Source organism: Variovorax sp. PAMC28562 (assembly GCF_014303735.1).
Classification (GTDB): domain Bacteria; phylum Pseudomonadota; class Gammaproteobacteria; order Burkholderiales; family Burkholderiaceae_C; genus Variovorax.
In genome coordinates, this window is sequence record NZ_CP060296.1 from 4,476,739 (window position 1) to 4,491,658 (window position 14,920).

Here is a 14,920-nt window from a genome sequence, read left to right on the forward strand (position 1 = left end):
CAGGCGCTGAACAACATGGGAAAAGCTGGGTGACCGTCGAGGGGACAAAGAAAAAGCCGCCCGGAGGCGGCTTTCGCAGCGGCGCACCTCTGTGCGCTCCATCAACTTGGTTTCAGGCCTGGATCAGGCGGTTTCGCCGTACACCGTCACGGTGATGTCCACCACCACATCAGTGTGGAGCGCCACGCTCACAGTGCTGTCACCGACTATCTTGATCGGACCGTTGGGCATGCGCACTTGCGACTTGGCAACCTTGTAGCCCTGCTTGTTCAACTCTTCGGCGACATCGCCGTTGGTGACAGAGCCGAACAACCGACCGTCGACGCCAGCTTTTTGTGTGAGCTTGATGGCCGTGCCGCCTAGCTTTTCGCCTTGTGCCTGCGATTCGGCGAGCTTGGCAGCCGCCGCTTTTTCGAGATCGGCGCGCTTGGCGGCGAATTCGGCCTTGTTGGTTTCCGTGGCGCGACGAGCGCGGCCCGACGGAATCAGGAAGTTACGTGCATAGCCGTCCTTGACCTTGACGATATCGCCGAGGGCGCCGACGTTGACGATCTTGTCCAGAAGAATGATTTGCATGGTGTCGAACTCCTTAGACGCGGTGCTGGTCGCTGTACGGCACCATTGCGAGGAAGCGTGCACGCTTGATCGCGGTGTTGAGCTGGCGCTGATAAATCGCGCGGGTGCCGGTCAGTCGTGCGGGAATGATCTTGCCGTTTTCGCTGATGAAATCGCGCAGGGTGTCGATGTCCTTGTAGTCGATCTCTTCGACATTCGCGACGGTAAAGCGGCAGAAACGCTTGCGCTTGAATAGCAGCGACTGGGTGTTGCGCTTCGGACGCTTGTCTTTATTGAATTTCTTGAACGTGGCCATGATGGGACCTCTCGAAAATTAATCTTGCTGAAAATCCTGGATGTGCAGTACGGGATGCTTACCGTTGCCGGGAGTCGCCAGAAAGCCCTGAAATCGCCAGAGACTTCCCAACGCCTGACTTGCGAGTCGCTCGGCGGTTGTGCCGAACGCCACGGCCTTCAAAGCCGCCTTCACCTGCCTGGCCTGCCCTGCTTCTTCGATCTTCGATTCATGGTCGAGTCGAAGATCAATGGCGGGCAAGCCGGATGGCGTGAATCGCAAGGCACCGAGTTCGGCGACCACGGCTGTCAGCAGGAGCTGATTGGCCGCGACCGCTTTGTCGGTCACCGTCACACCATCAGTTGTTGTTGTTGTTCGCGTACTCGGCTTGTTGGGCCTTGCGAGCCTCTTCGCGCTCGACCGTCTTCATCATCGACGAAGGACCAGTGTCGGCCTTCTTCTTGACCACGGTCAGGTGGCGCAGCACGGCGTCATTGAACTTGAACGCGTGTTCGAGTTCTGCCATCACGGTTTGCTCAGCTTCGATGTTGACGCACAGGTAGTGAGCCTTGCTGAGCTTGTTGATCTGATAGGCCAGTTGGCGACGGCCCCAGTCTTCAACGCGGTGGATCTTGCCGCCACCGGTCGTGATGAGACCCTTGTAGCGCTCCAGCATGGCCGGAACTTGTTCGCTTTGATCCGGATGGATCAGCAGAATGATTTCATAGTGACGCATAGCACTCCTTGTGGAATTTTCCTCAAAACGAGGGGAAAGCCACCCGCAGCGTCGGACGCGGTGTGGCAAGGGAAAGCCAACGATTATAGCAGTCACCCCTCCCACGACGCACTTCGCGTGCCTGCATCAGCCTTCGAGTGCGCGGTCGAGTTCAGCGGCTTTGTCCGCACCAACGGCTGAGCGGATCTTCGGCGCCAATGCCAGGAGCTCGTCGTACGTGGAGGTGCCCTCGACCGACAGGTTCAAGCGAAAACCGCGCAACCCGAGTGATCCGGTCAGCCGCGTCGCAATGGGATAAGCGTCTTGATATCTTTGTTGGCGCGAGCGCGTGGACGTTGGCTGCAACGGGGCGGCAGCAAGAAAGGCGGGGGCGGCCGCCGGGGACGACAACGGCGCGGGTGAAAACGGCTGGGTTGCTTGTACAGGCGCGGGACGGCTGGGAGCAGGAGCGGGCTCCGCCGATACAGATCGAGCCATCGCATGCGCGCCCATTCCGGTGAGCAGCGCGAGCAGCCCCAAATCAACCATGTGATCGAGATCTTCTTGCGAGATTCCCATGCCGGCCGCGAGCACGTCGTCGATCGAACGCCTGCCGTCGCACAGGATGAACGCCGAGCGCTGCCGCGGCGTCAGCCGCACCGAACGGTCCTTCAACGTCTGCTGACCCGAGTCGGTCTTGACAAGAATCATGATTTCGATGGTCCGAAGTGAATGGTCGATTGCCGCCAGCGCATCGGTTGCTACCAACACCGCCGGACGCGCTTCATCGATTTCGGAGTTTGACATCAAAAAAGCATTTGGTTGCAATTACACGAAGCTGACGCGGGCATTGCGTCAGCAGTGTGAATAAATTGGCAGCGCGGGCGCAACAGCCGCACGCTGCCCGGCAGGCTCAGCGGGCAGCCAGCTGCTTCCAGGTGTCGATCACGCTGTCTGGATTGAGAGAGATGGATTCGATCCCCTGCTCAGCGAGCCACATCGCGAAGTCCGGGTGGTCGCTCGGGCCCTGACCGCAAATGCCGACATATTTTCCTTGGGCCTTACATGCCTTGATGGCGCGGCTCAGCATGGCTTTGACCGCCGGGTCGCGCTCGTCGAAGTCGGCCGCCAAAAGCTCCAGGCCGGAATCACGGTCCAGTCCCAACGTCAGCTGCGTCAGGTCGTTCGAGCCGATGGAGAACCCGTCGAAGAACTCCAGGAACTCATCCGCCAGGATGGCGTTGCTCGGCACTTCGCACATCATGATGATCTTGAGGTCGTTCTCGCCGCGCTTGAGACCTTCGGCTGCCAGCAGGCCGGTCACGCGCTCAGCTTGACCCAGCGTGCGCACGAACGGCACCATGATCTGAACGTTCACCAGGCCCATCTCGTTGCGCACCCGCTTCAACGCTTCGCACTCCATCAGGAAGGCTTCGCGGAAATCGTCGCTGATGTAGCGAGCGGCACCGCGGAAGCCGAGCATCGGGTTCTCTTCTTCCGGCTCGTAACGCGAACCGCCAATCAGCTTGCGGTATTCGTTCGACTTGAAATCAGACAGTCGCACGATCACGGGCTTGGGCCAAAAGGCTGCGGCAATGGTCGCGATGCCTTCGGCCACCTTGTCGACGTAAAAAGCGCGTGGCGACGCATGGCCTCGCGCCACCGATTCGACGGCCTTTTTCAAGTCGTTGTCGACGTTGGGGTAGTCGAGGATCGCCTTGGGGTGCACGCCGATGTTGTTGTTGATGATGAACTCGAGCCGCGCCAACCCGACCCCATGGTTCGGTAGTTGCGCAAAGTCGAAAGCAAGCTGCGGGTTGCCGACGTTCATCATGATCTTCAGATCGATGTCCGGCATCGTGCCGCGCTCGACCTCGGTCACTTCGGTTTCGAGCAAGCCGTCGTAGATGAAGCCGGTATCGCCTTCCGCGCAACTTACAGTGACGAGTGTTCCTTCTTTCAGCAGATCGGTCGCGTCCCCGCAACCAACGACGGCCGGAATGCCGAGCTCGCGCGCAATGATGGCGGCGTGACATGTGCGCCCGCCGCGATTGGTCACGATGGCGGCTGCGCGCTTCATCACCGGCTCCCAGTTGGGGTCGGTCATGTCGGTCACGAGCACGTCGCCAGCCTGGACCTTGTCCATCTCGCTGATGTTGTAGACAAGGCGAACTGGCCCCGTGCCGATCTTCTGGCCGATCGCGCGGCCTTCGGCCAGCACGGCACCCTTGCCCAGCAGCTTGTAGCGTTGCTCGGCTTTGCCCTGCTGCTGGCTCTTCACTGTTTCAGGCCGCGCTTGCAGAATGTACAAATGGCCGTCGGTGCCGTCCTTGCCCCACTCGATGTCCATCGGGCGACCGTAGTGCTCTTCGATAACCAGCGCGTACCTGGCGAGTTGCTCGACGTCGGCATCGGTCAGCGAATAGCGATTGCGCTGTTCGGTAGGCACGTCGGTTGTCTTGACCAGCTTGCCGCTCGCCTTTTTCTCATCGGCGCTGGCGAATTCCATCTGGATCAGCTTCGAGCCGAGGTTGCGGCGGATCACCGCGCGCTTGCCGGCACGCAAGGTCGGCTTGTGCACGTAGAACTCGTCGGGATTGACGGCGCCCTGCACCACCGTTTCACCCAACCCATAACTCGAAGTGATGAACACCACGTCTTCGAAGCCAGACTCGGTGTCGATGGTGAACATCACGCCCGCCGCGCCCAGGTCAGAACGCACCATCCGTTGCACGCCCGCCGACAGCGCCACGACGTCATGGGCAAATCCCTTGTGCACGCGGTAGCTGATCGCACGGTCGTTGTAGAGGGAGGCAAACACTTCCTTCATCTTGTGCAGCACGTCTTCGACACCGACCACGTTGAGAAAGGTTTCTTGCTGTCCAGCGAAGGACGCATCGGGCAAGTCTTCGGCCGTTGCCGACGAACGCACGGCAAAGCTGGCTTGCGGGTTGCCCGCGCTCAGCGTGGCAAAGGCGTCGCCGATGGCTCTTTGCAAGTTGTCGGGAAATGGCTGAGCTTCGACCATCGACCGGATCTCCGCGCCGACCCTGGCCAGCTCGCGCACGTCTTCAGTGTCGAGCTTGGCAAGCACAGCGCTGATCTTCCCGGCCAGTCCGTCATGGGCCAGGAACTCGCGGAAGGCGTGGGCCGTGGTCGCAAAGCCAGTCGGTACGCGCACGCCTTGAGGCAACTGCGAAATCATCTCGCCGAGACTGGCGTTCTTGCCACCCACCGACTCGACGTCGGTCATTCTCAGATTCTCGAACGGTACGACCAGGGCGGTCGCTTCGAATAGTTCAGACATGGGAAAGCTCCAGAAGTTAAAACCGGTGCCGCATGCAGTCGACTCAGCACGATCGTTCTCGTTGCTCTGGGTGCGTAGGCGTTCTGCATGGGATGTGTGGAGGGCGGGTAGCAGATTCCCGATAATGGGCCGAATTGTAGGCGTGGCACCGTTGTACGCGCCGCAGGACAAGGCCGCAGATCATGCAAACCCGTACCGTTTTCTTCATCTCCGACGGCACCGGCATCACTGCCGAAACCTTCGGCAACGCCGTTCTGGCCCAGTTCGAAATGAAGCCGCGCCACGTTCGGCTGCCCTTTACCGACACGGTCGACAAGGCGCATCAGGCTGTCAGGCAAATCAACCATACGGCGGAGATCGAGGGCGTACGGCCGATCGTCTTCACCACCATGGCGAACATGGAGGTGCTCGAGGTGATCGAAACCGGCAGCAAGGGCATGCTGCTCGACATGTTTGGCACCTTCGTGCGCCCACTGGAGATCGAGCTGGGCGTCAAGTCCAATCACCGCATCGGGCGGTTCAGCGATGTGAGCAAGAGCAAGGAATACACCGCGCGAATCGCAGCGATCGACTTCAGCCTGGCCCACGACGATGGCCAGAGCAATCGCGACCTCGAAGGTGCGGATGTCATCCTGGTGGGTGTGAGCCGAAGCGGAAAGACGCCGACGTCGCTCTATCTGGCCATGCAGCACGGCCTCAAAGCCGCTAACTACCCGCTGATTCCGGAAGACTTCGACCGGCGCCAACTGCCGCCGGCGTTGCTGCCGCATCGCAAGAAGATGTTCGGGCTCACGATCCAGCCCGAGCGCCTCGCTGAAATCCGCAATGAGCGCCGACCGAACTCACGTTACGCAAGCCTCGAGAACTGCCGGCACGAAGTAAGTGAAGCCGAGGCGATGATGCGGCGTGCTGGCGTTCGCTGGCTCTCGACGACCACCAAGTCGATCGAAGAAATCGCGACCACGATCCTTCAGGAACTGCGGCCCGAACGACTCGTCTATTAGCCGCTCAGACCGCCGCGCTTCCTGCTGAGAGTGCTCATCGCATTCAGGCAGCGACAGCGACCTTCGGTTGCGCAGATTCTTCCTCGATCGGTGCCGTCGTTCGAATCAAGTGATCGAACGCACTGAGCGCAGCCTTGGCGCCATCACCCGCGGCAATGATGATCTGCTTGAACGGCACCGTCGTCGCATCGCCGGCAGCGAACACGCCGGGCACCGAAGTCTGGCCCCGTGCGTCGACGATGATTTCGCCGTGCTTCGACAACTCGACCACGCCCTTGAGCCAATCGGTATTCGGCACGAGGCCGATCTGGATGAAGACGCCTTCGAGCGCAACCGTGCGCAACTCACCCGATACGCGATCCTTGTAGAGCAGACCATTGACCTTCTGGTCGCCGGTGATTTCCGTGGTCTGCGCATTGGTGAAGACCTCGACGTTTTTCAGGCTCATCAGCTTGCGCACCAGCACTGCATCTGCGCGCAGTGCCGTGTCGAACTCGATGAGAGTCACGTGACCGACGATACCCGCCAAATCGATGGCCGCTTCAACGCCTGAATTGCCGCCGCCGATCACCGCAACGCGCTTGCCCATGAAGAGCGGGCCGTCGCAGTGCGGGCAGTACGCCACACCCTTGTTCTTGAATTCGTGCTCACCGGGCACGTTGATGTTGCGCCAGCGAGCGCCCGTTGAAATGATGATTGACCGGCTCTTCAGCGACGCGCCGCTTTCCAGCTGAACCTCGATGAATTCCTTGCCTGGCACCAGTGCCTTGGCGCGCTGCAAATTCATGATGTCGACGTCGTAATTGCGAACGTGCTCCTCGAGTGCGTGGGCGAACTTCGGGCCCTCGGTTTCTTTGATAGAAATGAAGTTTTCGATGCCCAGGGTGTCGAGCACCTGACCTCCGAATCGCTCGGACGCAACGCCAGTGCGGATACCTTTGCGCGCTGCGTACACGGCGGCAGCGGCACCAGCCGGTCCGCCGCCGACGATCAGCACGTCGAACGGGTCCTTGGCGTCGATCTTCTTCGCTTCGCGCTCAACGCCGCTGGTGTCGATCTTGGCGAGAATTTCCTCGAGCGTCATGCGGCCTTGACCGAACTCGGTGCCGTTCAGGAACACGGTCGGCACGGCCATGATCTGACGTTCCCTGACCTCGTCCTGGAAGGTGCCGCCTTCGATCATCGTGGTGCGGATGCGCGGGTTCTGCACCGCCATCAGATTGAGTGCCTGCACGACGTCCGGGCAGTTGTGACAGGTCAGCGAAACGTAGATCTCGAATTCGAAATCGCCGTCCAGCGCCTTGATCTGGTCGATGATGGCTTGCTCGACCTTGGGGGGATAGCCGCCGATCTGCAGTAGGGCAAGGATCAGCGACGTGAATTCGTGGCCCATCGGCAGGCCGGCAAAACGCGGACCGTGGTTCTCGCTCGGGCGATTCACCGAGAAAGAGGGTTTGCGATGGCTGTCGTCGCGGCTCTCGGTCAGCTTGACGAGCGGCGACGATTCAGCGACGTCCTTCAGCAACGACAACAGCTCACCCGAGGCATTGCTGTCGTCCAGCGAGGCGACGATTTCGATCGGCTGCGTCGCACGTTCGAGATAACTTTTCAGTTGGGCTTTGGTGGCGGTGTCGAGCATGACGAACTCACTTCTTTAAGAACGATCTTCTGTAGAAACAAAAAAGCCCGGGAGCAAACGCGCCCGGGCTCGGGCTCAGCTTGGTGCTTAAATCTTGCCGACGAGGTCGAAGGACGGCGCAATCGTCTTGTCGCCTTCGTTCCATTTGGCGGGGCAGACTTCATTTGGGTGTGCAGCGGTGTACACAGCGGCCTTGAGCTTGCGCAGTGTTTCCTTCACATCTCGCGCGATTTCGTTGGAGTGCACTTCAGCGGTCTTGATGATGCCGTCCGGGTTGACCACGAAGGTACCGCGCAAAGCCAAGCCTTCTTCTTCGATATACACATCGAATCCCTTGGCGAGCACATGCGTCGGGTCACCTACCAGCGGGAACTTTGCCTTGCCAACGGCAGGCGAAGTGTCGTGCCAAACCTTATGCGAGAAATGGGTGTCGGTGGTCACGATGTAAACCTCTGCGCCCAGCTTCTGAAACTCAGGATAGTTGTCAGCCGCGTCTTCGACTTCGGTCGGGCAGTTGAACGTGAACGCAGCCGGCATAAAGATCAGGACCGACCATTTGCCCTTGAGCGTGTCGTTGGAAACCTCGACGAACTTGCCATTGAGATAGGCCTGCGTCTTGAAGGGGACGATTTGGGTGTTGATCAGAGACATGCTGGGTTTCCTTAGTGCTTGTGAAAAATTGATTGATTATTATAACTACCGACAAAGTTATTTTAATAGTTCAATGCTATTGAGAGCATTGCATGACGCTATGAAATCCAGAGGCGACGCTGCGCCACCCGGGTTGCCAACGCGAACGTGTATCAGCATCACACGCATGCAGACCGCCTGCGCATGGAATTGCTTGCCCCGACGGGCTTCAACCTCGGACAATCTCCCTTCATAACAAGGAAAAGATCATGAGGGGCGACCCACAAGTCATCGAACACCTGCAGGCGCAGCTTAAAAACGAGCTGACTGCAATCAACCAGTATTTCCTGCACTACCGCATGCTCAAGCATTGGGGTCTGGGCAAGCTGGCCAAGAAAGAATACGAAGAATCGATCGGCGAGATGAAGCATGCCGACTGGCTGATGGACCGCATCTTCATGCTCGACGGCTTGCCCAATCTGCAGGACCTCGGCAAGCTCAATATTGGCGAAGATGTACCAGAGCTGTTGAACTGCGACCTCGGTGCAGAAACCGCAGCGCAAGCGACCATCAAGGCTGGCATCGCACATTGCGAATTGGTACGCGACTATGTCTCGCGTGATCTGCTGCAGAAAATCCTCGACGACACCGAGGAGCACATTGATTTCCTTGAAACGCAGATCGATCTGGTCGGCAAGGTTGGACTGCAAAATTACCTGCAGAGCCAGATGGGCCAACACGAATAAGGCAGCCCTGTCTTGACAAACAAAGCGGGGCCTCGGCCCCGCTTTGTTTTTTGGCTTTACCTGCCGTTTACCCAAGCTACCATGCTATCTATTCGATAGCTCCGCTGGCAATCAGGCGGGGCTATGCGGGCCATTCTCCCCACCATAGACCTGCCTCCAACTGCTATCGGAAATAGTATTCATTCTCATTTGTGAGGATAGAATTGCAGCCTCCGATGACAGCAGCAGCCCCCTCCTCCGCCACTGACAACCGCCGACGCGCCTACTGGCTCAAGACACTGCACGAGTGGCACTGGGTGAGTTCGGCGATGTGCCTGATCGGGTTGATTCTTTTCAGTGTGACTGGCTTCACCCTTAACCACGCAGGCCAGATCGAAGCCAAGCCGGCAGTCACCAATCGCCACGCGAAGCTCGACGCGGCACTGCAGTCCAGGCTTGAAAGTCGAACCGCGGTAGTCAAGGCAGATAAAGCGAGCAAAGGCAAAGCGCCCATGCCGGTCGAACTGCATTCATGGCTACAGAAACAGTTTGCGGTCGACACCTCGGGCCGCGACGCCGAATGGTCCGATGACGAGATCTATCTATCGCTGCCCCGTCCCGGTGGCGATGCGTGGTTGCGTGTCAGCCTTACCGAGGGCGATGCCGAATACGAGCGCACCGACCGAGGCTGGCTCTCGTATCTGAACGATCTCCATAAAGGCCGCAACACCGGTAAGGCGTGGAGCTGGTTCATCGACATTTTTGCAGGCGCCGCGTTGGTCTTCTCGATCACCGGCCTGTTCATTCTCAAGATGCACGCGGGCAACCGACCGTTCACCTGGCCGATGGTCGGCATGGGCTTCGTCATTCCTGTGGTGCTTGCGCTGCTCTTTATTCATTGACTCCTTTCCAAGAGGTTTTACGTGCAACTTCGCTATGCCCTGGCCCCGCTCACCGCTTCGGTCCTGTTCGCCGCCCCGGCCCTCGCTGGCGGCTTGGGCGTGAACATCGAGGTGCCGCGCCTTAGCGGGTCGGAATACCACCGCCCTTACGTTGCCGCGTGGATCGAACGTGCCGACAATTCGCTCGAAACCACGCTCGCGGTCTGGTACGACGTGCGCACCAAGACCAACAACCCCGAAGGCGAAGGCACCAAGTGGCTGAAAGATCTGCGCCAGTGGTGGCGCCGCGGTGGACGAGAGCTCGCAGTGCCTGCCGACGGCATCACGGGCGCCACCAAGCCGGTCGGCAAACAACAACTCAACTTCACCGAAGGCACGGGTGCGATGCCCAATCTCGCTGCGGGCTCATACAAGCTGGTGGTCGAAGCCGCACGCGAAGCCGGTGGGCGCGAAGTCGTGAGCATCCCGTTCCAGTGGCCGCCGAATTCCTCACAGCCCAAGGTGGCAACGGGCAAGGAAGAGCTGGGCGAAATTACTCTCCAACTCAAACCGTGATCCGGGCAAACGTCAAGATTGATCGATCCACTCTCAGTCACCGGAGTCAGCTATGAAAATTTCCGTTCTCTCGACCGCCGCCACGGCCCTCGCCCTTACCACCGTGCTCGGAACGGCCCAAGCGCACAACGCCTGGTTACTGCCTTCGACCACTGTATTTTCAAAGGCCGACGTCGTCAGCATCGATGCTGCCGTGTCGAACGATCTGTTTGTCGCCAACCACGCTCCGCTGCGTCTTGACGGCCTTTTGATCACAGCGCCGGACGGCAGCACGATCAAACCCGAGAACGAAGCCAAGCTCAAGCAACGCACCGTGTTCGACGTCGCTGTGGCGCAGCCGGGCACTTACCGCATTGCGGTCATCAATTCCGGCGCGTTCGCTTCCTGGAAAGACAAGGCCGGTGCGCAAAAACGGGCGCGTGGTACGGCGGAAACCATCGCCAGGGAAGTCCCGGCCGACGCGACCGATGTGGTCATCTCGCAATCGTCGGGCCGCATCGAAACCTTCGTTACCGTCGGCAAGCCATCTTTGCTGAAGCCGATCGGCCAAGGACTGGAACTCATCTCGACCGGAAGTCCGACCGATCTCGTCAAGGGCGAGAAGACGAGCTTCACGCTGAACCTCGACGGCCAGCCCGCCAAGGATCTCGAAGTGACGGTGACCGCCGGCAACACGCAGTATCGCGACAAGCTGCAGGAAACGAAGATCAAGACCGACGCCAAAGGTCAGTTCACCGTGACCTGGCCGAACGCCGGCATGTATTGGCTCGACGCCAACACCAAAGACGACAAGACCACCGTGCCACAAGCCAAAGAACGGCGTCTGAGCTACGCGGCCACGCTGGAAGTCATGCCCTGAACGTGCATCGCGACCTTGCTCATTCAAGCTTAGACGCGCCGGCTCGCCCTGCGGCGCCTTCTTTTGCCATTCGGCGTGCCGGCGGCTATGCCAATCTTGCGGTGCCGCGCCGCGCGGACCCGGTGCGCTTGCAGCAGCTGGGCGGTCGCACGATGGGCACGACGTGGTCGCTGCGTTTCGACAACCCGCGCATGCTTCCATTGCCGCAAGTGCGTTCCGTCATCGACGAATCACTGGCGCGCGTGATCGGCCAGATGAGTCATTGGGAACCCGCATCGGACATCAGTCGATTCAACGCGGCGCCCGCAGGCTCGCGTCACACCATCGCCCCGGAGTTTCGCGATGTCCTGATGTGCGCGCTACGGTGGGCCGAGGCCAGCGGCAACGCGATCGATCCCACGATCGGCGCGCTCGTTGGCTGTTGGGCTTTCGGTCCGGACGCAGACGAGTCGACGGCGGCATTCGTTCCGTCGGCCGATGCAGTCGCCGGTGCGCGCGCGCGCACCGGGTGGCAAGGGCTTGACTTCGACGCAGCGACCGCAACGTTGCTCCAGCCGGGCGGTTTGGCGCTCGATTTTTCAGGCATCGCAAAAGGCTTTGCCGTCGACCATTGCGTCGCGTCGCTTCACGCAATCGGGCTGCATGACTTGCTGATGGAGATCGGTGGCGAACTCCGCGGCGCCGGACGGCGACCAGACGGTCATCCATGGCAAGTCATGATCGACTCGCCGCTTTCCGAAACCGACGACACGCCGCAACGTGTGCAACTCAACGACCTTGCCATCGCAACGTCCGGCGACCGCTGGCACACGCGCGAGCGCGACGGCAGGCGCTGGTCGCACACCATCGATCCACGCAGCGGCGAGCCGGTTTCAAACGAACTCGCTGCGGTGACCGTGCTGCATCGGTCCTGCATGGAAGCAGACGCACTGGCGACGGTGCTCACGGTTCTCGGGCCCGTCGACGGCATGGCGTTTGCGGAGACGGGTGACATCGCCGCACGGTTCGTTTGCCGGGGCACCGACGCGCTGGACGTGCGCGCCAGCTCGGCGTGGAATTCACGCGATACCTTGGCGCAATGAGCGACATGTTGGTCCGCACGGTGGGCGCAGGCGCGACGCTGCTGTGCTACGCCGCGTTGTGTTCGGCGGTGTTCATCAGGCAGCGCAGACGGCACGCTGCAAAGCGTCTGGCGGCGCAAGCGCTGGCCGGCGATGGCACCACAGAACCAGCCCTGGTCCTGTTCGCCAGCCAGACCGGGCAAGCCGAATCGATCGCTTGGGAAACCGCGCGCTGGTTGCACGACGCGGGCACGTCGACGCGTGTATTGCCGCTCGACGAGGTCGATGCGACGACCCTCGAAAGCGCAAAACGCGCCTTCGTTATCGCCAGCACCTATGGCGAAGGCGATGCGCCGGATGGCGCCGCCGTCTTCGCGGAGAAAGTGATGGGCCTGTCGCTGAAACTGCCGGCGCTGCGCTACGCCGTCCTCGCTTTGGGCGACCGTGGCTACGACAATTTCTGCGGCTTCGGGCGAGACATCGACAAGTGGCTGACACGCACCGGCGCCCGACCGATGGTGGCGCGCATCGATGTCGACAACGGAGATCCGGCGGCCTTGGCCCAATGGCGGGCGCATTGGCGAACCCCGGCTACAGACGACGCGGTCAGCTCAGGTGAAACAACTTCGAGTGGCGCGGCAACCGGTGAAACCGGCCTGTTCGCTCCCTGGCAGCTTGTCTCGCGAGTGCTGTTGAACGCCGGCAGCGCTGGCGCGCCGATCTATCAACTCGCGTTCGGACCGCCGCGCAGCGTTGTTGCGGACTGGCGTTCCGGCGACCTCGTGCAGATTCAGCTTGCTGGCGATGCCGGGAGGCTGCGCGACTACTCCATCGCATCGATCGCCATCGATGGTCAGCTCGAATTGATGGTGCGGCAAGAGCAACACCCCGATGGCACGCTGGGCGCGGCATCGGGCTTGCTGACGTCGACTCTCTTGATCGGCGACACGGTTGCGATGCGCCTTCGGCCGCACGCGCGTTTTCGGCTCGAGGGCAACGCCAATCGGCCGCTCATCCTCATCGGTAACGGAACTGGCCTCGCCGGTTTGCGCAGCCACCTGCGAGCGCGAGATCCACAGGGCGCAATCGATACCGCGCCTCCAATCGCTGCCAGCCGGAAAGCGTCCGCTGCTACCGCGGACAACTGGTTGATCTTCGGCGAGCGCAACGCTGCGAACGACTTTCTCTGTCAGGCGGAGATTGAGGCCTGGCAGCTCAATGGTCATTTGCAGCGTCTAGACATGGTTTTTTCGCGCGATCAGCCCGAACGACTCTATGTTCAGCACAGGTTGCTGCGGCACGCCGACGAACTGACGAACTGGGTTAAGCGCGGCGCGGCGATCTACGTGTGTGGCAGCGTGAAAGGCATGGCGTCGGGCGTGGACGCTGCGCTGCGGCAGATCCTCGGTGAGGCGGAACTGAACGCGTTATCGCGCGAAGGCCGCTACCGACGCGACGTCTACTAAGAAATATCCAGCCTGCTTCTGACCATGACCCTCCTGAACGCTTGACAGCCGTCAATAGCGATTGCAAATGCGACAGATTCGTATTTATAATCAGGCTTCTAAAACAGCCAGCCAATCTGCCGCTTCACCGCCATGATCGTTTGCGTTTGCCGCCGAGTCTCTGATCGTGAAATCGCACGCCATGCGCGCGCTGGCATGACCTTCGATGAAGTGCAGTTCGAACTCGGCGTGGCCACCCAGTGTGGTCAGTGTGAAGGTTGCGCGCGCGATGTCGTCGCGCAGTGCAGCGCGTCGCATCCGGTAGCCGCGCTGAACCGCGAAACCGGGCAGCAGTCGATCCAGCTTGCTAATTCCATTTCGGAAAGCAAAGCATGGAACTCTTCTCGGCACTCGGTGGCAGCCTGATCTTCGTGGCCGGCTCGGTCTGGTGGATATTTCGCAAGTAAATCGCGGTTTCTGCTGCATCGCGGGCACGTTTTGGCGTGCGCGCTCTCGAATGGTTGATCGTGTCTGACCGCTTTTCTTCACCGCCAACCGCGCTGGGCTTGTCCCGAAACACCGTCATCGCTGGTGGCGTCGTACTCTTTCACCTTGCCGCACTGTGGGCGTTGCAAGCAGGCCTGATTCGCAAGGCAGCAGAGATCGTCATCCCGGTGGAAATAATCAGTCAGTTCATCGATCCCCCGAAAGAACCGCCGCCACCGCCGCCGCCCCCTCCGCCGCCGCAAAAGCAGCTGACAAAGCCGCCACCGCCGCCGCGCCCCCAAGCCATTCGCGAGCCGCGGCCGGTGCCAACGCCGAATGCGCCGGTTGGTGTCGTGGAACCGCCGCCGCCTGCACAGCCGCCGGCTCCAGCGGCGCCGCCTACGCCTCCCGCCCCGCCAGCGCAGCCGCCCGCACCGCCGGCGCCCAAGCTGGTCGAACTGAGCGCGGGCCAGGTGCAATGGATACGCAAGCCGTCGCCCGCCTATCCCGCGATGAGTAAAAAGCTCAACGAGAGCGGGACCGTGATCATCGCGGCCTACTTCAGCAGCAACGGTTCGGCCAAACGCGCAGAGATTGCGAAATCGAGCGGCTTTGAGCGGCTCGATCGTGCCGCCGCCGACGCCGTGTTGCGCTCACAAATCACCCCTATCGTTAGCGGCAACTCAGAGACAGTTTTTCTGTTCAATGCGCCAATCAGTTTTACCCTTTCCGAATAGCCTGG

General features: G+C 60.6%; 17 protein-coding genes. 9 read left to right on the forward strand and 8 right to left on the reverse strand.

Translation table 11 applies throughout. The features are described 5' to 3' along the window. Nucleotides 1-123: 123 nt before the first annotated feature. From rplI to ppsA, 6 genes are all read right to left on the reverse strand, one after another. Complete coding sequence (gene rplI / locus H7F36_RS20995) at nt 124-576, reverse strand: 50S ribosomal protein L9 (protein WP_187052587.1); 453 nt, start codon at nt 574-576, stop codon at nt 124-126. Nucleotides 577-589: 13 nt separating this feature from the next. After that, nucleotides 590-871 carry a 30S ribosomal protein S18 gene (rpsR, locus tag H7F36_RS21000; RefSeq protein WP_068632397.1) on the reverse strand — a complete coding sequence of 94 codons (282 nt, stop codon included), beginning with the start codon at nt 869-871 and terminating at the stop codon, nt 590-592. A gap of 18 nt (nt 872-889) precedes the next feature. Then, nucleotides 890-1,204, reverse strand: coding sequence for a primosomal replication protein N (gene priB / locus H7F36_RS21005; RefSeq protein WP_261802425.1), 315 nt, complete (start codon nt 1,202-1,204; stop codon nt 890-892). Nucleotides 1,205-1,208: 4 nt separating this feature from the next. Further along, nucleotides 1,209-1,586, reverse strand: a complete 378-nt coding sequence (gene rpsF, locus H7F36_RS21010) for a 30S ribosomal protein S6 (protein ID WP_187052588.1) — start codon at nt 1,584-1,586, stop codon at nt 1,209-1,211. A gap of 126 nt (nt 1,587-1,712) precedes the next feature. Next, nucleotides 1,713-2,276: a hypothetical protein gene (locus tag H7F36_RS21015; RefSeq protein WP_187055136.1), complete on the reverse strand. Its 564-nt coding sequence runs from the start codon at nt 2,274-2,276 to the stop codon at nt 1,713-1,715. A gap of 202 nt (nt 2,277-2,478) precedes the next feature. Continuing rightward, nucleotides 2,479-4,872, reverse strand: a complete 2,394-nt coding sequence (ppsA, locus tag H7F36_RS21020) for a phosphoenolpyruvate synthase (RefSeq protein WP_187052589.1) — start codon at nt 4,870-4,872, stop codon at nt 2,479-2,481. 182 nt (nt 4,873-5,054) lie between these two features. Between ppsA and H7F36_RS21025 the strand changes: the two genes are divergently transcribed. Next, nucleotides 5,055-5,876, forward strand: a complete 822-nt coding sequence (locus tag H7F36_RS21025) for a pyruvate, water dikinase regulatory protein (protein ID WP_187052590.1) — start codon at nt 5,055-5,057, stop codon at nt 5,874-5,876. A 43-nt stretch (nt 5,877-5,919) separates the two neighbouring features. Here H7F36_RS21025 and ahpF read toward each other — a convergent pair whose 3' ends face one another. Further along, on the reverse strand, nt 5,920-7,515 hold the full coding sequence (gene ahpF, locus H7F36_RS21030) for an alkyl hydroperoxide reductase subunit F (RefSeq protein ID WP_187052591.1): 1,596 nt from the start codon (nt 7,513-7,515) through the stop codon (nt 5,920-5,922). Between the two features lie 87 nt (nt 7,516-7,602). Next, nucleotides 7,603-8,166 carry an alkyl hydroperoxide reductase subunit C gene (gene ahpC, locus H7F36_RS21035; RefSeq protein WP_187052592.1) on the reverse strand — a complete coding sequence of 188 codons (564 nt, stop codon included), beginning with the start codon at nt 8,164-8,166 and terminating at the stop codon, nt 7,603-7,605. 248 nt (nt 8,167-8,414) lie between these two features. On the opposite strand from ahpC, the gene bfr reads away from it, so the two are divergent. The 8 genes from bfr (at nt 8,415) to H7F36_RS21075 (ending at nt 14,915) form a co-directional block, all read left to right on the forward strand. Then, nucleotides 8,415-8,891 (forward strand): bacterioferritin, encoded by a 477-nt coding sequence (gene bfr, locus H7F36_RS21040; protein WP_187052593.1) that lies wholly within the window; start codon nt 8,415-8,417, stop codon nt 8,889-8,891. Nucleotides 8,892-9,106: 215 nt separating this feature from the next. Continuing rightward, nucleotides 9,107-9,772: a PepSY-associated TM helix domain-containing protein gene (locus H7F36_RS21045; protein ID WP_187052594.1), complete on the forward strand. Its 666-nt coding sequence runs from the start codon at nt 9,107-9,109 to the stop codon at nt 9,770-9,772. 21 nt (nt 9,773-9,793) lie between these two features. Then, nucleotides 9,794-10,327: a DUF2271 domain-containing protein gene (locus H7F36_RS21050; protein WP_187052595.1), complete on the forward strand. Its 534-nt coding sequence runs from the start codon at nt 9,794-9,796 to the stop codon at nt 10,325-10,327. A gap of 52 nt (nt 10,328-10,379) precedes the next feature. Next, nucleotides 10,380-11,186 carry a DUF4198 domain-containing protein gene (locus H7F36_RS21055; RefSeq protein ID WP_187052596.1) on the forward strand — a complete coding sequence of 269 codons (807 nt, stop codon included), beginning with the start codon at nt 10,380-10,382 and terminating at the stop codon, nt 11,184-11,186. Between the two features lie 2 nt (nt 11,187-11,188). Continuing rightward, nucleotides 11,189-12,268: an FAD:protein FMN transferase gene (locus H7F36_RS21060; RefSeq protein WP_187052597.1), complete on the forward strand. Its 1,080-nt coding sequence runs from the start codon at nt 11,189-11,191 to the stop codon at nt 12,266-12,268. Then, the gene (locus H7F36_RS21065; protein ID WP_187052598.1) at nt 12,265-13,713 is read left to right on the forward strand and encodes a sulfite reductase subunit alpha; all 1,449 of its coding nucleotides are present in this window, start codon (nt 12,265-12,267) and stop codon (nt 13,711-13,713) included. The genes H7F36_RS21060 and H7F36_RS21065 overlap by 4 nt, the downstream gene beginning before the upstream one ends. Nucleotides 13,714-13,845: 132 nt before the next feature. Continuing rightward, entirely contained in the window at nt 13,846-14,118 is a 273-nt protein-coding gene (locus tag H7F36_RS21070) for a bacterioferritin-associated ferredoxin (protein ID WP_187052599.1), read from the forward strand. Between the two features lie 98 nt (nt 14,119-14,216). Continuing rightward, nucleotides 14,217-14,915, forward strand: coding sequence for an energy transducer TonB (locus H7F36_RS21075; protein WP_410003095.1), 699 nt, complete (start codon nt 14,217-14,219; stop codon nt 14,913-14,915). Nucleotides 14,916-14,920 lie beyond the last annotated feature (5 nt).